Origin of the sequence: Streptomyces sp. NPDC059679 (genome assembly GCF_042734105.1) — a bacterium.
Lineage (GTDB): Bacteria > Actinomycetota > Actinomycetes > Streptomycetales > Streptomycetaceae > Streptomyces.
Genome location: NZ_JBHWES010000091.1, coordinates 1 through 17948, shown reverse-complemented (window position 1 = coordinate 17948; position 17948 = coordinate 1). Strand labels below are relative to the sequence as shown.

26 protein-coding genes are annotated in these 17948 nt (G+C 69.7%); 9 read left to right on the top strand and 17 right to left on the bottom strand.

All coding sequences use genetic code 11. The features are described from left to right. Window positions 1–94: 94 nt before the first annotated feature. From ACFV2X_RS50040 to ACFV2X_RS50020, 5 genes are all read right to left on the bottom strand, one after another. Window positions 95–1726, bottom strand: a complete 1632-nt coding sequence (locus ACFV2X_RS50040) for a hypothetical protein (protein WP_385629712.1) — start codon at window positions 1724–1726, stop codon at window positions 95–97. A 397-nt stretch (window positions 1727–2123) separates the two neighbouring features. Next, the gene (locus ACFV2X_RS50035) at window positions 2124–2360 is read right to left on the bottom strand and encodes a hypothetical protein (protein WP_385629710.1); all 237 of its coding nucleotides are present in this window, start codon (window positions 2358–2360) and stop codon (window positions 2124–2126) included. Window positions 2361–2512: 152 nt separating this feature from the next. After that, window positions 2513–3814: a hypothetical protein gene (locus tag ACFV2X_RS50030; protein ID WP_385629708.1), complete on the bottom strand. Its 1302-nt coding sequence runs from the start codon at window positions 3812–3814 to the stop codon at window positions 2513–2515. Window positions 3815–3848: 34 nt separating this feature from the next. Then, window positions 3849–4418: a GNAT family N-acetyltransferase gene (locus ACFV2X_RS50025; protein WP_385629707.1), complete on the bottom strand. Its 570-nt coding sequence runs from the start codon at window positions 4416–4418 to the stop codon at window positions 3849–3851. Further along, window positions 4415–5731 carry a hypothetical protein gene (locus ACFV2X_RS50020; protein ID WP_385629705.1) on the bottom strand — a complete coding sequence of 439 codons (1317 nt, stop codon included), beginning with the start codon at window positions 5729–5731 and terminating at the stop codon, window positions 4415–4417. Before ACFV2X_RS50020 ends, ACFV2X_RS50025 begins: the two co-directional genes overlap by 4 nt. A gap of 233 nt (window positions 5732–5964) precedes the next feature. Between ACFV2X_RS50020 and ACFV2X_RS50015 the strand changes: the two genes are divergently transcribed. The 7 genes from ACFV2X_RS50015 to ACFV2X_RS49985 all read left to right on the top strand — a co-directional run bounded on the left by ACFV2X_RS50015 (window position 5965) and on the right by ACFV2X_RS49985 (window position 11155). Continuing rightward, window positions 5965–6312, top strand: coding sequence for a DUF6415 family natural product biosynthesis protein (locus ACFV2X_RS50015; RefSeq protein WP_385629702.1), 348 nt, complete (start codon window positions 5965–5967; stop codon window positions 6310–6312). Beyond that, complete coding sequence (locus tag ACFV2X_RS50010) at window positions 6309–6743, top strand: ATP-binding protein (protein ID WP_385629700.1); 435 nt, start codon at window positions 6309–6311, stop codon at window positions 6741–6743. Before ACFV2X_RS50015 ends, ACFV2X_RS50010 begins: the two co-directional genes overlap by 4 nt. A 178-nt stretch (window positions 6744–6921) precedes the next feature. Continuing rightward, window positions 6922–7479, top strand: a complete 558-nt coding sequence (locus ACFV2X_RS50005; protein WP_385629697.1) for a hypothetical protein — start codon at window positions 6922–6924, stop codon at window positions 7477–7479. 177 nt (window positions 7480–7656) lie between these two features. Next, window positions 7657–9072, top strand: coding sequence for an exonuclease domain-containing protein (locus tag ACFV2X_RS50000; protein ID WP_385629694.1), 1416 nt, complete (start codon window positions 7657–7659; stop codon window positions 9070–9072). Then, on the top strand, window positions 9072–9359 hold the full coding sequence (locus tag ACFV2X_RS49995; RefSeq protein WP_385629691.1) for a hypothetical protein: 288 nt from the start codon (window positions 9072–9074) through the stop codon (window positions 9357–9359). Before ACFV2X_RS50000 ends, ACFV2X_RS49995 begins: the two co-directional genes overlap by 1 nt. A gap of 174 nt (window positions 9360–9533) precedes the next feature. After that, the gene (locus ACFV2X_RS49990; RefSeq protein WP_385629690.1) at window positions 9534–10259 is read left to right on the top strand and encodes a hypothetical protein; all 726 of its coding nucleotides are present in this window, start codon (window positions 9534–9536) and stop codon (window positions 10257–10259) included. Beyond that, window positions 10256–11155: a hypothetical protein gene (locus tag ACFV2X_RS49985; protein ID WP_385629687.1), complete on the top strand. Its 900-nt coding sequence runs from the start codon at window positions 10256–10258 to the stop codon at window positions 11153–11155. The genes ACFV2X_RS49990 and ACFV2X_RS49985 overlap by 4 nt, the downstream gene beginning before the upstream one ends. Window positions 11156–11235: 80 nt before the next feature. Here the strand turns inward: ACFV2X_RS49985 and ACFV2X_RS49980 are convergent, their stop codons facing one another. From ACFV2X_RS49980 to ACFV2X_RS49925, 12 genes are all read right to left on the bottom strand, one after another. Further along, window positions 11236–11376, bottom strand: a complete 141-nt coding sequence (locus tag ACFV2X_RS49980; RefSeq protein WP_385629685.1) for a hypothetical protein — start codon at window positions 11374–11376, stop codon at window positions 11236–11238. Between the two features lie 45 nt (window positions 11377–11421). Beyond that, complete coding sequence (locus ACFV2X_RS49975; RefSeq protein ID WP_385629682.1) at window positions 11422–11907, bottom strand: hypothetical protein; 486 nt, start codon at window positions 11905–11907, stop codon at window positions 11422–11424. Next, window positions 11904–12392: a hypothetical protein gene (locus ACFV2X_RS49970; RefSeq protein WP_385629679.1), complete on the bottom strand. Its 489-nt coding sequence runs from the start codon at window positions 12390–12392 to the stop codon at window positions 11904–11906. Before ACFV2X_RS49970 ends, ACFV2X_RS49975 begins: the two co-directional genes overlap by 4 nt. Continuing rightward, entirely contained in the window at window positions 12382–12675 is a 294-nt protein-coding gene (locus ACFV2X_RS49965; protein WP_385629677.1) for a hypothetical protein, read from the bottom strand. Before ACFV2X_RS49965 ends, ACFV2X_RS49970 begins: the two co-directional genes overlap by 11 nt. Window positions 12676–12728: 53 nt before the next feature. Continuing rightward, window positions 12729–12860 (bottom strand): hypothetical protein, encoded by a 132-nt coding sequence (locus ACFV2X_RS49960; protein WP_385629675.1) that lies wholly within the window; start codon window positions 12858–12860, stop codon window positions 12729–12731. Between the two features lie 3 nt (window positions 12861–12863). Continuing rightward, window positions 12864–13520 carry a hypothetical protein gene (locus ACFV2X_RS49955; RefSeq protein WP_385629673.1) on the bottom strand — a complete coding sequence of 219 codons (657 nt, stop codon included), beginning with the start codon at window positions 13518–13520 and terminating at the stop codon, window positions 12864–12866. Window positions 13521–13619: 99 nt separating this feature from the next. Beyond that, complete coding sequence (locus ACFV2X_RS49950) at window positions 13620–13961, bottom strand: hypothetical protein (RefSeq protein ID WP_385629672.1); 342 nt, start codon at window positions 13959–13961, stop codon at window positions 13620–13622. Next, window positions 13958–14263, bottom strand: coding sequence for a hypothetical protein (locus ACFV2X_RS49945; protein ID WP_385629670.1), 306 nt, complete (start codon window positions 14261–14263; stop codon window positions 13958–13960). The genes ACFV2X_RS49950 and ACFV2X_RS49945 overlap by 4 nt, the downstream gene beginning before the upstream one ends. After that, the gene (locus ACFV2X_RS49940; RefSeq protein ID WP_385629667.1) at window positions 14260–14607 is read right to left on the bottom strand and encodes a DUF5999 family protein; all 348 of its coding nucleotides are present in this window, start codon (window positions 14605–14607) and stop codon (window positions 14260–14262) included. The genes ACFV2X_RS49945 and ACFV2X_RS49940 overlap by 4 nt, the downstream gene beginning before the upstream one ends. Next, on the bottom strand, window positions 14607–14807 hold the full coding sequence (locus tag ACFV2X_RS49935; protein ID WP_385629665.1) for a hypothetical protein: 201 nt from the start codon (window positions 14805–14807) through the stop codon (window positions 14607–14609). The genes ACFV2X_RS49940 and ACFV2X_RS49935 overlap by 1 nt, the downstream gene beginning before the upstream one ends. Before the next feature lie 333 nt (window positions 14808–15140). Beyond that, on the bottom strand, window positions 15141–15314 hold the full coding sequence (locus tag ACFV2X_RS49930) for a hypothetical protein (RefSeq protein ID WP_385629662.1): 174 nt from the start codon (window positions 15312–15314) through the stop codon (window positions 15141–15143). Further along, window positions 15314–15595: a hypothetical protein gene (locus ACFV2X_RS49925; protein WP_385629659.1), complete on the bottom strand. Its 282-nt coding sequence runs from the start codon at window positions 15593–15595 to the stop codon at window positions 15314–15316. The genes ACFV2X_RS49930 and ACFV2X_RS49925 overlap by 1 nt, the downstream gene beginning before the upstream one ends. A gap of 292 nt (window positions 15596–15887) precedes the next feature. Between ACFV2X_RS49925 and ACFV2X_RS49920 the strand changes: the two genes are divergently transcribed. Both ACFV2X_RS49920 and ACFV2X_RS49915 read left to right on the top strand, forming a co-directional pair. Beyond that, the gene (locus ACFV2X_RS49920; RefSeq protein WP_385629656.1) at window positions 15888–16223 is read left to right on the top strand and encodes a chromosome segregation ATPase; all 336 of its coding nucleotides are present in this window, start codon (window positions 15888–15890) and stop codon (window positions 16221–16223) included. Between the two features lie 165 nt (window positions 16224–16388). Continuing rightward, window positions 16389–17948, top strand: a 1560-nt coding sequence (locus ACFV2X_RS49915) for a hypothetical protein (protein ID WP_385629655.1), incomplete at its 3' end; no start/stop codon positions are given.

The following is a 17948-nucleotide window of genomic DNA, read 5'->3' as shown; positions in this document are numbered from 1 at the left end:
GCGGGATCGGGGCTCCGCACTTGGGGCAGGCGCCTTTCACGGCCATGGGCTGGGCCTCCTCCAGATCGACGACTGCCGGAAGCGTAGCGGCGGGTCACTGTCCGCCGCGGGCCTGGCGTGCGCGCTTCTCGGCGTGGGCGCGGGCCACGGCGGCCCGGTAGGTGGTCTCCGCGGACCGGTGCTCGATCTGCTGCCGTGCGGCCTCGGCCTCCTGGTGGACGTGCTCGGGCTCGCGGGTCCAGCTGCGTACCTCGGGCTGCTCGAATCGGTGCAGGCCCCAGCGTTCGCGCCGCTCGGCCCGCTCGGCCAGGGCCTGCTCGGCGCGGGCGAGCTCCTGGCGCTGGTGCAGCTCGCGGGCCTCCTGGGCACGGGCCCGGATGCGGTCGCGCTCGGCGGGCGTGGCCTCGTCCCATGCCTCGACGTGGGCGGCGACACGGATTTCGCGGCGCGGACCGTAGCCGTGGGCGTTCTTCCGCGAGTTGATCAGGCGCCACAGGCGCCACCCGGCCAGACGGCCCACGTTCTGGGCCTTGGCCTCAATGCGGCCCCACCGGTCGTACCGGACGATGTTGCTCGTGAGCAGCTCGACGAGCTCCGACTCGGTCGACCGGCGCAGGGCGATGGTGATCGTGTGGTGCAGGTCAGACCATGCATCGCCCGTGAGAGACCGGCTGCGCTCCTCCGGGCTGCCGGACGGCAAGAACACCTCACCACGGCCGAGTTGGGCCCTCCACGAGTGCCACACGCGGCGCTGGACCCTCCAGGCCACCGACCCGAGGTCTTCCCCGAAAGCCTGGCCGCCCTTCTTTCCAGTCGCCGCCGAAGGCGTCGTTTTTGTCTTTCCCATGCCGATTGCCGGGCTCAGCTCGGTACTACCGGTAGTTGTAAAACCATCTAGTTGTGAGAACCCCCTCGCGTATAGAGGGGACGGTTTGCCATTTACCCCAAGAGCCATCAGGCGGTGGATCCGGGCGGTCATCTCAGCGGCCCGGTCGCGGTCGGCCACGGCCGTGCAGCGCAGATCCGGGGTCATCCCCTTCACGCCGAAGCGCTCAAGGCGCTGGGCGTCCTCGCGGATCGCTCCGGCGACCAAAGCGGCCTTGGAGCCTGCCGGGTGCTCCCAGCGCGGAGCAGCGGCCATCTCGGCGATCATCTGGCGCGTCTCGGGGTTTTCCCCGCGCACCACCATAGGCTCGACGGGCCCAGCCGGACGGGAGGTCAGGCGGCCGTACTGGGCATCCTCGAACGGGTCCTCGGCCTCGGGGAGGTCCCAGACACGCAACTCGCGCATGAGGTCCTCGGGTAGTTCGGAGGGGATAGCATCGGCCCGCAGACACAGGGCGTAGACCGCGCGGCGGCCGGGCGCCGGCGCCTGGACACGCTCAGCAAAACCGGCCCTGTACAGCCCCTTGAGGTCGTCCCAGAACCGGTCCACGCCGACCCCGTACCGGTAGGCGTACCGCTCGGCGAGCGTCAGACCCCCGTCGATCTGGACGGTCCCCCAGCGGCCTTCGATGCGGCCGGTCGACGGGTCGATTCGCTGTTCATTCAGGAAGTGGGCCAGGCGGAACTTGGTGGCGGGCAGCACTCCGCGCGCGTGCGCGATCCCGGCCATGCGGTACCAGGTCCTCGGCCGGATGGCCGGGAAGCGCAGGACGAGCTCGGGCAGGTCCTGCGGGGATGAATGTGCAGGTGAGGCACCGTTTACGGCCAGTTCCGTGGACACACCGGAATCTGGGCGCACTGGGCCGACACCGCAGCTGTCCGCTACGATGTTGGAACACCACCTTCTGGGGTCTATAAGCGACGAAAACGGGACCCTCCGCCGGAGGGCCTGAAGGTGTCAGAGCAGGAAAACCGGCTCTGACCAGCGCTTTTAGGTTTTAGAGGGCTACCTCCTGTCTCTGGCCCGTGAACGAGTTGGGAGCTCGAACACAAGCCGGGTTGGTGGTGGAACAAGTGGCTGACTGGGAGGTCAACCGCAGTGCCGGATGGGTAGTCCGGCGGTTTTGGTGATGTGGATGGAACTGGGACTCAGACCAAGGATGGGGATCCGAGGTCAGAGTCCCCCGACGAGCGTCAAGTGCCTCGGCCACGGGCCGGGGCCTTTCTGCTGTCTGGGGCTAGCTGGCTTCTCTGAGCAGGCGGGCCGTGCTTCCGCGCGGCGCCTTCCGTTTGTGCAGTTCGACGAGCGCCTCGCGGAGCACCTCGGCACCAGATACGCCCATCAGGACGACCAGCTCCTCGTACATGCGCCGCACGGGCTCGCCAGGCTGCAGGAGGACGGCAGCACGCACCGGCTTATCGGCGTGGAAAACCGTCGATTTGGGGTGCGGGCGTCCGCGTGCTACTCCGGCCATGCCGTTGATCTTAGCCTCAAGAGGAGCACTTGGATCAACTTCTGTGGCGTGTCGCTTCGCAGATCCCGTGTGGCGGGCAGATTTTCCACATCTTCCCGCCAGGCTGGAAGCAGCGGTGCATGGCCGGTGACCTGGCATGTCGGCGCACTGCCTCAGACGGCCTGAAGGTGGCTCAGCTTCTTTTGGATGGCGGCCAGGGCGCCGTGTTGACCGCCGGGGACCCGGCGGCGGAGCTCCACCAGTCGCGGGGCAAGCTGGCGGGCGTGGGCGGCGTCGCGTATGCGTTCCCATTGGTGGTGGGCGCCATCGGCTGCGGTTTCGACGTCGGGCGTGTCGGGGTCCTGCTGCAGGGCGTCGAGCCGGGCCTCGGCGGCCGCGAGCCACAACTCACAGCTGATGACGTGGTCCTGGGCGACCGAGGCGATGAAGGCCCTGACCTCGATCCAGTGGACGGCCGGGTATGTGCCGGGGCCGAACAGCTGCAGTGCATGTTGCTCGGCGGCGGCCGCCAGCTGGGCGGCCTCGCGGTGGCGGCCAGCCTGCGCTGCTGCGGCGATCCGCTCGTGCGGGTCGTCCACGATCGGCACCACGGCGGTGCTCGGCACGTAGACGGGCGAGACGGCCCGCTGCGACTGCGGGGGGATCACCTTGGACGGCAGGGCCCCGGAGCCCGGGATCAGGGCCTGTGGGGCCGGTTTCCGGGCCTCAAGTGCGGTATGGGGAGCGGCCGTAGAGTGCTCGGGGCCGAGGACGATCGCGCCCTCGGTGTCGATGCGACGGAGCGCCTCCTGGTGCAGCTGCTCGGCGCGGGGGCGGTGCCCGGTGCGCAGGGTCTGGGCCAGGGCCTGGGTGTACCGGGGCTGGGCTGTCCGCCGGCGGCCTGCGGGCGGGGCGATGATGCCGAACGCGCGGGCGTGGCCGAGGTCGAGGGGCTCGTCGAGGAGCAGCTGCCAGACCTCGGCGTCGGCGACCAGGTCCACGTAGACGGTGGTGGTGTCAGGGCGGCGCTGCTGCAGCTGCTGAACGAACCACGTCCACGGCAGGCCGGTGTAGCGCAGGGTCGACGGCGTGGACCGGGCGAGCGCGACGTGGATGCTCTGCTGTCTACGGTCGAGCTGCAGCTGACCGACCAGCACGATGGTCAGCGGGTCCGGGGCCGCGGTCGCGAACTGGATGCGGGTCAGCACGGCTTGCGGATCGGTTGGGTCGGTCAGCTCGATCAGTGTGGTGGCTGCGGTGCCGCTCCACGCGCTCGGCGCCACAGCGGCGAGCGCGGGCACAAGACCGCTCGTATCCAGCAGTCTGCCCTTGCCCGCGGGAGCGGCTGTCAGCAGCAGCGCGGTCCCGGGGTGGTGCTGTTCCTCCCCGTTGATCTGCACGTACGCACCGTATCCGCTGTACTGCTGCTTGAGTTCGTGGTCGAACCGGCGAGTCGCCTGTGCCTGGGCCTGCATCGACGGCGGCCGTCATACGACAGGCCGGGCGAGATCAGGGCGCTGAGCGCTCGACGTGGAGGAGTAGGAGGTCGAACCCGGGGCCTTCGGGGGTGCTGCGGTACGGGCCGGCGTACCGGTAGCCCATGCGCTCGTACAGCCTGCGCCCTTCGGCGTTGTCTGGGCGGACGAGCAGGGATGACCACTCGGGGTTGATCGCTTTGAGTAGTTCGGCGTGGAGCCTGGATCCGATGCCCTGGGTTTGCCAGGCGGGGCTGACGGCGAGCTCGCACAGTCCCATGAGGCGTCCGGCGCGGACGTGTTCGGGGATCGCTGGCAGCAGCTGGCCGTACCAGTACTCGGGCGTGCAGGGGAAGGCGTAGCCGAAGCCGACCATGCAGCCGCTCGCGTACGCGGCGGCCAGGGTGAACCCCTCGTGGTGGAGGTGGCCGAGGACCTGACGGTGCAGTGCGGGCACGGACAGGCCATCGGTGGACGCGCTCGGGTTGTCGACGATCTCCGGGTGAGCATCGGCCCAGATGTCGGCGATCGTGTCGAGCAGCGGCGCGACCTGGCCGGGGCCGTAGGTGCGGATCACGACGTGTGTGCGGGTGCTGGGGCTCACGCCCGTCCTCCTCCGGTGGCGGTGATAGTGCGGTACTTCTCGATCCAGTCGGCGACTGCGGGGACGCGGTCGTGCCGCTGCAGTGCGCCCGCGACGTCGTGCAGGGATCGCAGCAGCCGGTCGGACCGCACCTCAGGCAGGAACGCCAACACCTTGCCCGCGGCTTCGGCGGCTGCCTCCGGCTCGGGACGGTCCCTGACCGCATGCTGGATGGCGACGTCGGCCGTGTACAAGGCCCTGTTCCTGGTGAACCCCTTCCCGTACAGCAGAACGGCCTGTTCGGCGCCGGAGGCGGCGCGTTCGTGCTGGCCGAGGTCGGCACGGGCGAGCGACTCCAACCCGGCCAGCTCTCCGGGCGTGTAGAAGTCCAGCCAGGGCGGGTCTGCGTCGGTGGGGCCCTTGGCGTAGAGGTGGTGGGCCTGGACGATGGCCTGATCGGCCGCGCTGACGTCTCCCATCAGGGCCCACCCGCTGGCCTCACGCATGTGGAACAGACTGAGCAGCCGGGGGGAGCCGAGACTGCGGGCGACGGTCTGCGCGCCCTGTGCGGTGGAAATCGCCTCGCGCGGTCGCCCGGAGGCTTTCGCCAGCTTGCTCAGGCAGCCGAAGGCGTGCGCCTCCAGCTCGGGGTCGTCGGCGATCCGCGCGGCGGCCAGGGCCTCGCCGTACAGCGAATTGGCGTCCCCGGGACGGCCCGAGTCGAACGACAGCCATCCGGCGGCGATCCCCAGCGCGCCGGTCGCCGACCGCAGCGTCGCCTCGGTCCTACTGCTGGTGAATGTGCCGTTCTGGAGCCACTGGTAGGCGGTGTGCAGCGCCTGGGAGGCGGCCCGGCGCAACGTCGCCGACCCCTGGTCGTGGTCCTTCGCATAAAGCGTGGCCACGGCCCGCGTGACGGCCCTCACCTGGGCTGCTCCGATCCGTCCCGGTGCCTTCTTCTCGGTGCCGAGGGGGAGCCCCAGGACGACGCCCGTTCCGTCTCGCATGAAGTCGCGCCGTTCCACCGGACTCTCCTCCCGCGGCCCGTACGCGGCGGCCGACGGTACGGACAGTGCTGGGGCGATGCGGAAGCCGAGGCCGACCATGCTCCGCCCGGTCATCCTGGTCAGGATCCGCTGGTACACAGCGCGGGGGCAACCCACTTCCCCGTCCTCCCAGGCCGCCACTAACCGAGTGTCGCAGCCGACGTTTTCGCCCATCGCCCGGCCCGTCTCGCGGACTTTCGCGGCGAACTCCTGGCGGCTCATCTGGAAGTCGAGTTCGCGCACCGCGCGCAGCGTGGCGTTGGGCGTGAGGCTGCGGCGGTCGGCCATGCCGGGCTCCGGAATCCGCGGGTGGAAGGGTGCGGCGACGGTACCGCTCCCACCCGCTATCTGCCCCGGCCTTGGCCACAGTTCACCCGTCCCGGTCGTCCCATGGCCGACTTACATCGTTCTTTCATCGGCGCGACATCGCAGCCTCCGACGGCCTGCTGCTTGCGTGGACGCTGACGTGACGACTCACCGGGAGGGACGCTGTGGCGGACGCTTCGAGCAGCCAGACGGCAATGACCGCAGACACGGCCGAGATCGACACCCACACGATCCAGCGGACATACCAGGCGGTCCTGTGGGCGTCTGGCTCCCTGCCAGCCGAGAAACGCAAGCAACTCCGCGAACTCCTCCGAGGCCACGTCCAGTTACTGGTGCCCGAAGTCGCTGCGTACGAGCCCCGGATGCAAGACGAGTACCGGCGCACTGCCGTGCACGTCATGACCCGCGCCCGCCGCACGCTCGCGACGAAGAACGCCGATGCCTGGGATCTCGCGATGCAGTGCCGGGCTCTGCTCACCCTCTACCTGCACCCCGGCCCCCTGGAGTCGGCGGGGGACACTGCCACAGAAAGCCGATCATGACCAGCACGACCGCGCAGCCCCGCAGCACGGGACACCCGGGCTACACCCTGAACGGACTTCGCGCCCTGGAGACGGCAGAGGAAGGCCGGTCCCTGGCGCGCGTGGCCCTGGCCGCGTGGGGCCTGGCGGACGAGGCGGAGACCGCGGCGCTGGTCATGTCCGAACTCGTCGCGAACGCCGCGCGACACGCCCGCGGCCGCACCATCCGCATGACCATCAACCGCCCGGCGGACGACCGGGTGTATGTCGCCGTGATCGACCGGGCGCCCCTCCAACTGCCGCAGCTGCGCACCCCCGGCCCGGACGCGGTGCAGGGCCGCGGGCTCCTCCTGGTCAGCGCGGTTTCCCATCGATGGGGCTGGGAGTACATGGGCACCGGCACACGACCGTGGGGCAAGCGAGTCTGGTGTGAGTTGGCGGTGACCTTGTGAGGCTCCGCACGTAGCCCGCACATACTCGCCCGACGCTCTCCCCCGTGGGCGCGGGCGACTGGAGCCCCCGGCCGGCGCCGCCCCGCCCCGGCCGGGGGCTCTGCCATGTCGGAGCCGAGGCACCCGCGACAAATCGGAAGAGCCGGCCCGATCAATGGATCTCCATTAAGCTGTTCCCATGGAGAAGCTGCCGGTGACCGTCATGATCTATGCCTATCAAGCCGGGCGTCTGGACCTGCTGAAAAAGCGGCAGAGAATGGAAGAGGCGGCCACTGTCGAGGAATTGGAGCGGCAGGGAAATACTCGCCGACAGGCCCGGATCATTGTGGCGCGGATGCGGCCCGAGGAGTGGCCGAGTCTGGAGACCGTGGTGGCTCAGGCTGTCGAGGAGCGTCTGGCCGAGGCGGACCTGGCCGGCCCCTGGCTGCCGCTGACCGTCGCCGAGGAGGAGGAGCTCGCGCTCTCCGGGCGCTGGCCCGGCCCGAGCACGGGCGTCTCGATGTCCCAGCGGAACTATAAGCTCCCGTCAGACCTGGTCAAGAGGCTGAAGACGGCGGCCTGGCGGGTCTCCGAGCAGCCGCTGCGGGAGCTGCGGGAGCGCGGTCTCGTCGGCGCCGGCCTGGTCCTGGACGACGACCAGCGAGCGCTGCGCGACCGGATCGCCGAGCGGTTGTATCCGGTGCCGAGGGTCGTCCGGGAGGCCCTCGCGCGGTATGGCCCTGCAGCGTCCGAGTGATCGCCCATCCGGGCGAAAATAAATGGAGATCCATTTACATAATCCGGCTCTCGCGCGCGTAGTAATAGGGGTCTGGTACCGCCGTTCACTCGTTTGATGGAAATGTTTGAAATGGCGGCTGAGCGGGTTTATGAATGCTACGGTTCAATTCCCTTGACGCTTTATCGGGAGGCAGGAGTGAGTATCACCACGGCGGCACCGAGGACGGAGCAAGTCCCGTCGAGCCGCGCCGAGCCGGACCTGGGCCGGATCGCCCGGGGCGAGCCACGGGACCACATCGACGGCGTCCCGGTGTACCGCTGGGGCCAGGCTCCGCCGTACCTGCGTACGGAGACCCAGCTGGCCGACGACCGGCTCAAGCTGGCGGCGGGGCAGGCTCCGCTCGCCTACATCCGCTTGCAGAAGTACGGCGACGTCGCCCTGTACGACCCGGCCGGCGCGGCGAAGATGAAGCCGCTGGCGTCGTCGGTCAAGGCCCGGATGGCGAAGCGGCGGACCTGCCCAGAGTGCGGCAAAGTCCGCGACGAGATCCTCCGGGGCCGTACCTGCTCGGTGTGCCGGGAGCGGGCCGAGCGAGAGCGGCTGCGGCTGCTGGCGCGGACGTGCGCGGGCTGCGACACGGTCCGAGAGCGTCCCTACCCGAAGGAACACCGCCGTTGCCAAAACTGCCGCAAGGAGCAACTGGAGAAGAAGCGGGAGCGGATCGAGGCGTGGCTGGTCGAGGTGACGGTCTGCGCTGGCGACGACTGCACGGCGAAGATCAGCACCAAGACGGCGGCGTTGGCCTGGCTCAGGGAGCGCAACTGGCTGCTGCGGCCAGAGCGGCCGGACCTGCCGGACGAGTACTCCGGCTGGCACGGAGAGCGGCGGTGCCCGCCGTGCGCTGAGGCGTACGAGCAGGAGCAGGAGCGTCTCCGTGCCGAGTATCAGGAGCGCTACCGGCGCCAGGCGGAGGAGATCCGGGAGCGGGCGCGGAAGGCGGAAGAGGAGCGGCAGCGCTGGGCCGCGGCGGCGCTGGTCGACCCGGACGTGGTGGTGCTAGACACCGAGACAACCGGCCTGGATGCGACGGCCCGCATTGTCGAGGTGGCGGTGCTCTCGTCGAGCGGGACGGTACTCCTTGACACGCTTCTGGATCCGGGCGAGCCGATCCCGCGAGATGCGACGGAGCTCCACGGCATCGGGAACTCCGATGTCGCCGGGGCGCCTACCTTCTCGGAGCTGCTCGTGAAGTTGACGGGCGTGCTCGACGGCAAGCGGGTGCTGATCTACAACAAGTGGTTCGACATCGACCGCTTGGAGCATGAGCTGACGCTCCACTACCGCGCGGCCGGCCATCCGGACCCGGAAGCTTCGACAGCGGCCTGGGTCTCCGCGATGCGGTGGGAGGACGTCATGCACCCCTACAGCCGCTGGGTCGGGGAGTGGAGCGACTACCACGGGGATTACCGCTGGCAGCCCCTAAACGGCGGCCACAGGGCCGCGGAGGACTGCCGGGCGGTCCTCGACTGCCTCCGAGTCATGGGACGGCCCAACGGTGGCGAGACGGACGTGTACGAGACGGCGGGTAGCACGGGCGAAGGGACTGCGTGATGGTGCAGCTGAGGGTGATGACGGACGACAGGGAGCTCGGGGAGGACGTCCTGGAGCTGCTGCTGCCGCTGCTCAAGGCGTGCACGGCCCTGCGCACGGGTGAGCCGACCCGGCTCTCCCACCGTGGCGGCGGGCTCCGTGTGGTCCTGGACGTGCAGCTCGCCGGGGCATCGACCGTGACGGTCGAGCGGGACGACGTCCCTCGGTCGAGCGGTACACGTACCCGTGCGGGCGGAGCTCCGGCTCGTCGTCAACGGCGGCGCCTGGAGCTACCGCCGGGAGGATGACATGGGGGCTGTCGAGGGCGTTGTCGTCCTCGACAGCGGGGAGCCTCGATACCGTTCCTCGGTGTGGGGCGTCTCCGTCATATCAGCGGATCGTCACGCGCCCGCCGGAGGCAGACCCGGCGGGCGCGTCTTCGTACAGCCACAACCCCCGTTGACGACAAGGGAGATCCGATCGTGGCCGACACCAAAGACGTTACCGTTCCACGGCAGTGGGAGCCGGTCGTGGTCCCGCCGCAGGGCTGCAAGATCGGCATGTTCGGGAAGGGCGGCTCCACCAAGACGACGTCGCTCGCACACCTACTGAAGCACTGGGTCGAGGACGGCATCCCCGCAGGGGCGATCGACGCTGACGAGCCGGGAGAGGATGAGGACGGTTCGCTCTACACCTGGTCTCGGGCCGCGTCGTTCGGCGCTCCGGTGCGCAAGGCGCCGGCCAACCATGAGGACCTGGACGTCGAGATGGGCCTGTACCTTCCGGCTGGTGGCCTCCTCGGTCTGGACACCCCAGCCTGGGAGCGGAAGCCGGAGACGATCCACATCAGGGCGCTGTCGATGGTCGACATGGCGGTGCTCTGCCTGCAGCCCACGGGTATGGAGCTGAACCGGGCCGGGTCGATACTGAGCGCGATTCAGCAGATCGAGATGGTCGGCGGACGGGCCCCGCGGTTGGTCATCCTGCTGACCCGCACCAAGTCGTCGGCCAAGGCGGCCGAGCAGACCAGGGACGCTCTGACAGGGGCCGGGTATGAGGTCCTCGTGAACGAGATGCCCGATCAGCACGCCATGGAGGGCTACGGACAGAGCTTCGCCAAGCCCATCCGGGCCGACTTCACCTCGCCGATGGGCAAGCTGTCGCGAGAGCTGGCGGCAGTCGGCGCCGAGGCGGTGTCGGGCCGGTGAGCACCAAGACCGGCACGAACGACAAGCTCGCGGCGCTGCAGAGCGGCCTGGCCAACCGCAACGGCGGCACGGGCGGGCTGCAGCTGGCGGCCGCCGCTGCCGGTTCCCCGCAGAACCGCGCGACCATGGTGCTGGGATCGGCTTCCCAGCGGCTCAGTCAGCTGTCGCCGGCCGAGCAGCTGGCGGAGTGCGCACGGGTCATCCGGGAAGCCGAGGAGCGGCGCGAGGAGACGCTCCGAGAGGCCCGGGAGCGCGCAACAGCCCGCTTCATGGACACCGCCGGGCCGTACCTGATGTGGGTGCGGGATCACTGGGAAGACCTGCAGGAACTGGTCGACGGCCTCACCTTCCGCCAGTGGGCGAAGAAGGCCCTCGGCTACGAGAGCAGCCACATGTACCTGATCATGGATTCGGTGGAGGTGCGGGCGGGCCTCGGGATTGCCGGGACGACCGACTACAAGGTGCAGGGGATCCCGCTCAACACGGGGCATGTGCGGGCCCTCATTCCCGCCATGCGGTCCGCCGGGGTGGATGTCGCGCCGAAGATGTGGACGCAGACTCTGGAACGGGACGGCAAGGTCACCGAGGACGGGTTGCGGAAGACCTGGCAGACCATGGCTTCCGAAGCTTCGGAAGATTCGAACAAGAAGTTCGAAGCGGCGGACGTTGCTTTCGAGCGGCGCCGGGTGAACTCGGCACTCGACGCGACAGTGAAGGAACTCGACGGCATCGTGGACCGGCTCGCCGCCCTCATCGAGGCCGGGATCGCCCCCGACGACGCGGCGGCTGCGGAGAAAGCGGTCGCCCGTATCAAGGCGGCCGGGCGCTGGCTGAGTGGGAAGAAGGTCACGGTTCCGGAGGACGTGGTCATCGAGGCGGAGGTCGTCGAGGATTGAGCCCCTGGCGTAAGCGAAGCGCCCGGCCCAGAGCAGTAGCTCGGGTCGGGCGCTTCGGTTTGTGGGTCAGGCGGGAGGCGTCAGTCGAGGAGCTCGTCTGCGCTGATGCCTCCAGGGCACGGGTGGACGGTGACGCCTTCCGTGGAAACGATCACGGTGTCGGCTCCGCCTTCGGTCTTCTCGGTGACGACGAAACCGCCTTCGTCGCGGGGGTCGTTCATCAGGGTCTCGCTCCTGGTGTGGGTTGGGTGGATGTTGTGGGCTGGTCAGGTGTTGCGGTTGGCGGGCTCGGGCTCGCTCTGGTCCTTGGGCTTGTGGGTGTTCGTGATGATGCGCAGGATCAGGCCCATCGAGCTGTTGTGGTCCTCGGGGCTCAGGTTCTCTACCCACGTCTCCAGCACCCGCAGGGCCAGTTCCTTGCGGAAGTCGGCGCCCTCGACGGGATGGTCCGCGCGGTCGAGCAGGTCTCTGAACAGCGCCAGGACGGGCTCGCGGGACTCGTCGAGCTGCCGGTGGACCTCGGCCTGCTGGCCGTTGAGCCGGGCCTGGAGCTCGCAGACTTCGCCCGTCAGCTGGCTGGTCCGCTCGCGTTCCTGGTCGCGCTGCTTCAGGTAGTCCTCGGACTGGGCCTTCCACATCGCCACATTGTCCTGGGTCTCCTGCAGCTGGTGTTCCAGGAAGGGAACTTTCCCGGCCTCCTTGACCTTGGCCTCGTAGTACCGCTTGGTCTCACTGGTGATGAGCCGGATCACTGGGCGCTCTCCTCGGTCTCGGACTGGTTGGCTTCGAGGCAGGCACAGCGCGGGTCGTAGATGGTGCCGCGTCCGGTGTTGCCGGAGCCGCCGCACTCGATGCACGCGCCGTTGGCGCCGGGGTCGAGGCCCCAGTGGATGCCACACTCAGGGTTGATGCAGCGGGCGCAGTCGGCGGAGTCGTCGGTGTTCGGGATCGGGAGGCCGAACTCCTCGGCGCCGGGGGTCTTGCAGAGCGGGCAGGTGATGACGACGGCCATCGCGGCCTTGCACCCGGGGCAGGTGACCGGCCAGAACTCGGTGTCGGTGAACTCCTGGTGCTCCAAGCGCTCGATGGCGGGCATCGGGTAGACGGCGCAGGCCAGGGTGTAGTGCTGCCGGTCTCCGGCGTACCGGGCGCCGTGGGTGGTGCCGTCCGGCTCGATCGCGCGGCGCTGGTGGGTCTCGTAGGTGATCGCCCTGTTCACCCGGGGGTCAGTGGTCATGCGTGCGGTGCTCCTTGTCTGTGTCGAGGTCGGCGGGGTGGGCGACCGGGCGGATCGAGAGGGCCGGGTTGCGGCGGCGGTACGCGAGCAGGCTGTCCAGCTCGATGAGCCGGGTTCTGCCCTCGTAGTGCACGGCGAGCACTCCGGTCTCGATGAGCTGCAGCACCTTGCGCTGCTCGACGCCGAGAACTCCAGCGGCCACGCGGGGCGTGACGGTCCACTCCGCCCCGAACGTCACCTCGTCTGCGGCCTGGTCCTCGTCGCCGTGGTGCTGCGGACTCATCGCGTCCTTCCTCTCCCTCGTCCGGCCATCCTCACGGGTGTGGTCGCGGCGGGTCACTGCTCCTGGTCGGGGGAGGTCGTGGAGGTGTCGCCGTACGCCTCGGCGTTCCAGTCGTCGGCCAGGTCCTGGTGGAACTGGTCGGCAGCGGTCTGGGGGGCGGGGTCCTGGGGTGTCGTGTCTGCCATGGGTTACTCCTTGTCGTTGATGGTCAGGGGAAGCTGGGGCAGTCCGGCGCGCTCGATGGCTGCCGGGTCGTACGTGTTGGGGTCGAGGCGCCGGCGGTCCTCGAGGGCCTGGGCGAACATCAGGCCGTAGGTCAGGGCCTGGGCCCGGGTGTCGCGCTCGACGAGGGCGGTCGCCACGGTGGTGGCGCTGTTGAGGCGGGCGAGCGCGAGCTCGTGCTCGCGGGCCTCGCGGTCCTGCCGGGCGGTCCGCCAGTGCCGGGATGAGACGACGTAGACCAGCACGGTGGCGACGAGCCACAGGAGGGCGGCCAGGGCCCACGACTCGGTGTAGGCGGCGGGGCCGATGACCGCGAACGCGCCGCTGGCGGTGAACGCGACGGCGGTCGTGATGGCGTCGCTGTTGCGGTGGGCGGCCGAGACGCACGCGGCCGCGAAACTCCCAGCCGACAGCGCGATCATCAGCGCCATGTTGCCGGCGCTGTGAGCGGCCCCCTGCTCGTGCCAGATCCGGGCCAGGGCCAGGGCCGTGGACGTGGTGATGACGGGCACCACGCGCCCGGAGTAGGCCATCAGCAGGCTGAGTCCGGTGTGATGAGGCTGCGGCGGCGGGGCGGGCAAGTGCTGGCTGTACCACGAGGGCAGCTGGTCAGGGGGTGTCACGGGGGCTCCGTCTGGGGCTTGGTGTGGGTGGCGGTGGCTTGTCGAGGACCGGGGCCGGGCCCGCGGTGGTGGCGGGCCCGACCCTGGCCGGACTGGCTCTTACTCGCGCTTCCAGTAGTTGAGTTCGTAGGCGTACAGCGCGGCGAGCCAGATCACGCCCGTGCCGGTGGTGCCTCCGTCCTCGGCGACCAGGTGCTCGGGGCCGAGCCGGTGGGTGAGGTAGAGGACGGCGGGCAGATCCGGGTCGGCCTCGGCCCGTCGGGTCCACACCTGGCCGGGCTCCGCGAGGATCGCCGGGTTGTCCTCGGCGACGGCCTGCTCGACCAGGTCCAGCGCGGTGTTGGGGTCGAGCCGGTACCCGACGACCAGCTGGTGCACGCGGGCGTTTGTCCACTGGGCGGCGGCCTCTTCACCGCCGAGCAGGTGGGCGAGCCTGGTCATACGAACACCCCTTTCGAGGTGCGGCCGCTCAGCAGCCTGCACACGGCGTAGAGCGCGGCGGCGGCGACCCACACGCTGTACGCCGCGGTGATGGCGGTGTACTTGACGCTGGTCACCACCACGGCGCCGAGCGGCGCGTGCAGAGCCGAGGACACCAGAGCCGCCACGGCCACGTACACGACCCCGGTGACCTCGGCGCATGCTGTCGGGCCCCACCCGAGCCGCCAGGCCCACACGGCGGCGAGCAGGGCCGCGAGCAGGGCGATGACGGCGGTCGCCTGGGCACGGTCGTCGTGCGTCACAGAGTGGACTCCTTCTCGTGCAGGCCGGTGGGCGGGTAGTCGGGGGCCTTGATGGCCTCGATGGACAGGACGAGCCCGTTGCACAGGTAGCTGAAGTGGTCGTCCTCGTAGACCACGGCGGCCCTCTGGCGGTCCGGGGCGGTGGCCAGCGGGCAGGCCGGGCTGTGGGTGCAGCCCTGGCGGGCCTGCCTGAGCGCGGTGGTCCGCTCGGCGGTGGCGAGCTTCTTGTTCTCGGCGTTGACGGCGCGGCGGCTGCGGACGGTGGCCGTGATGTCCTCGATCACGCCGACGACGCCGAGGACCTCGTGCCACCAGACGCGCGCGGTACGGATCGGGCGCATCATCACGCGCCCTCCCCGGCCGCCTGGATGAGCCGCTCGACGGTCTGCTCGTCGACCGCGAGTGCCTGGGCGAGCTGGTCCTCGGAGTAGCCGCTGGCGGCCAGCGCAGCGGCCATACGGGCCCATTCCGCGGGCCGGTCCTCGGGGGCGACGTAGTCTTCGCCGGTCGTCCACTCGGCGGGCAGTTCGGCGGGCTGGCTCATCGCGCGGCACCGCCCTGGTACCGGCTGCCGCTCGACGCGGCGGGTTCGAACGCAAGCATGAGTGTGCCTTTCAAGGCGGGAAGGTGCGGGCGGGCCGCCCTTGATGGAGGGCGGCCCGCGGGGGCCTGCTAGTGGCCGGTGAAGGGGTGGGGCCGGGCGGGCGTCGTCTGCTGGCTCTCGTCGCGGCCGTCACGCTGGTGCGGGGGCGGGCGCATGGGCAGCGGCGGGCGCGTGTCGCGGTCAGCCATCAGGCATCACCGTTGTGCTGGCAATTCGTGCACGTGTAGTGCCCGTTGTGGACGGTGACCATCTGGTGGCAGTTGGAGCAGGTAGTCATCGCGCGGCACCGCCCCTCGGCGCGGCGCTGCCACTCGACGCGGCCGCCTCGTTGCCGTGGGCGCGGGCAGTTGCCCGCTGGGACCTGGCCTCGGCCTGGGTGTCCGGGTCGTTGTGCTTCTTGTAGTCCCGTGCGGCCTGCGCGAGCAGGTCGTTCACCGTGTTGCTCATCAGGCCACCGCCCCGTAAATCAGCAGGCTCTCCGGCTCGTCCTCGTAGTCGTCGGCCTCGTCTTCGGCCTCGATGTCGTCGATGACGCCGGCCGTGGCGGGGGAGGGGACGCACTCCCAGCAGTGGACGGTGATCAGACGGCCGTCAACCCGGACCGTCGCGGCCTTGAAACCGCCGCAGCAAAGGGGCGCGGGGGCCGCAGCGACCGGAGTCGGCACGGGAGCGGGGGTGTCGTTGACCTGCGTAGCCAGGGCACGGCGGCGCCTGGGAAGATGACGCATGGAGATCCCTCTCGGTGAGACGCATAGGGGTGTCCGTGATCGGTCGGAGCAGCAACTCCGGCCGGTCCGAGAGGGTCGGGGCGGGAACCCCGGCCCTCTCGCCGTACATGGAGAACACTAACCCATGAAGTCTTGAACTTCAAGACTCTTGATGTATGATCTCCTCGTGGACATCGAAAGAGGCCCAATCGGGGGCGCGATCTGCGAGAGGGCACCGACACGCCCCACCTCGCCAAAGATCCGGAGCCATAGCCTCTTGGGGTCAAGAACTCCAAGACCCCAAGGGGGATACATGGCAGCCGAACCGCCAGCAAAGCGGTCGTCAAGCCTCAATGAGGCGGCAGCGGCGGCTCGCAAAAAGGTCTCGCCCAAGTACGTACAGCTCCGAGGCGATCAGCAGATCGAGCTGGATGTACTGGCGCGGGAGCTGCAGGCGGCCCGGACCCGCAAGACCGAACGGATCACGGCGAACACAGTGATCCGAGTCGCGGTGGACATCCTCCTCAAGCGCCGTGAGGTCCTCGTCGGCGACACCGAGGCGGAGCTCCTCTCCAGCTTCCTGGCGTACATCGAGGACCTGGAACAGCGGCCCGCACAAGGCAAAGAAGACCCCACTGAAGGGTCCTGACAAGAGGAAAGGCCCCAGCGGTTGTAGGGACCGCCGAGGCCGGATCGACGCAGAGATATGGAGGTCTGCATGCGTCTCTCCCAGAGTACTTCCGGAACGCATCCATCCTGGTCAGCGGCAGGATCGAGTCATGGTTTTGACTGGTCCTCGACCCTTGACCGGGCGGTGTCCGGCACGCCTGCCTGGGCGCTGACCGTTACCGCCGGCGCGGTGGCCCTGGTGCTGCTCGGCATGGCGTACCTGACCGGCCGCGGGCTGTGGCGGGCGGCCGAGAGGTCCCGCAAGCGCCGCCAGGCCGAGCACGACCAGGCGAAAGCCGAGGGCCGTGAGTCCGAGGTGATCGGGCTGGGCGGCATGGGCCGTCAGGCATACGTGGCACTCGGCGGCATGATCGTCAGCATCCATGGCATGTGGGGCTTCGCGCTGGGCACGGCCCAGCTGCCCGAGCCCATCGCGGTCGGGTTCATCGCCATGTTCGACGCCATGGAGCTGGTGCTGTTCTCGCAGCTCTACCAGCGGGCGAACCCTCGGGCCGGGTGGACAACGCAGCTGCGGCTGATCCACAACACTGCCTGGGCGCTGGTCGCCGTGTCCGCTACGGCCAACTTCATCCACGCGCCGAACCCTGTGGCTGCTCCCTTCATGGCTGCCATGCCGATCGGTGCTGCCTGGGTGATCGAGCTGGAGTTCCGGGCCCGGATGCGCGGCACGGAGCAGCAGGACGACACGTCCAAGGCCGGTCCGGTCCGGCTGCTGGTGCTGCTGTGGACCAAGGGGTGGGCGGCCGCGTTCTCCGGCCTGGGCCTGGACCCGAATTCGACGTCCGGGCAGGTTGCCCGCGCGACGCTGGCGAAGAAGGCGGCCAGGAAGCTGTTTCGCCTGCGGACCCTGCTGGCCTCGCACGCGAAGCTCATCAAGGACCCGGGCGCCAGGCGGCGTCAGCTGACGGCCGCAGTCAAGGAGCTGGAGCAGGCCCGCAAGAGGGCGACCAACTCCATGGACCGGGCCGACTTCGCCACGGACAGCGGCCAGGCCCTCGCCGTGCTGCGCTCGCTGGGCGGGTGGACCGAGGTGGATGACGTCGCCACGGTCGACTTCAAGGACCCGCTGGAAGTGACGGACCTGATGGAGCGGGTGGCCATCATGCCCGCAGCGCAGCGGATCGAGGCGGCCGAGCGCGCGGCGGAACTGGAAGAGAAGGCGGAGCGCGCGGAAGCTGCGCGGCAGGAAGCCGAGGACGCGCGGCAGCGCGCGGAAACCGAGATGCGCGCGGCAGTCGACGCCAGGAAGGCGGCCGACACCGCGCAGCAGGAAGCCAAGGAAGCCCTGGAGAAGGCGACCGAGGAGACGGCGCGGGCCAAGGCCGAGGCGGAGCGCGCGGAGGACGCGCGGCAGCGCGCGGAAGCCGCTCGGCAGCGCGCGGAAGACCAGATGTCCGAAGAGTCCAAGAATGTGAATCAGCTCATGGAGAGGGCCGAGGAGGAGCAGAGGAAGCTCAACAACGCCACGGCAGAGCTCGACCGGGTACGCCAGGAGATCGGCGAGCAGCGGTCCCGCAAGGACTCGACCACCGGTCAGGTCGACGCGCTCCAGAGGGAAGTGGAGCGCCTCGTCAACGAGCGGAAGACGGCCGAGGAGACGGCGCGGGCCAAGGCCGAGGAGGCACGCCGGGTCGGCGGGGAGGTCGAGCGGCTGCAGTCCATCCTCGGGCAGGCCCGGCGGGCT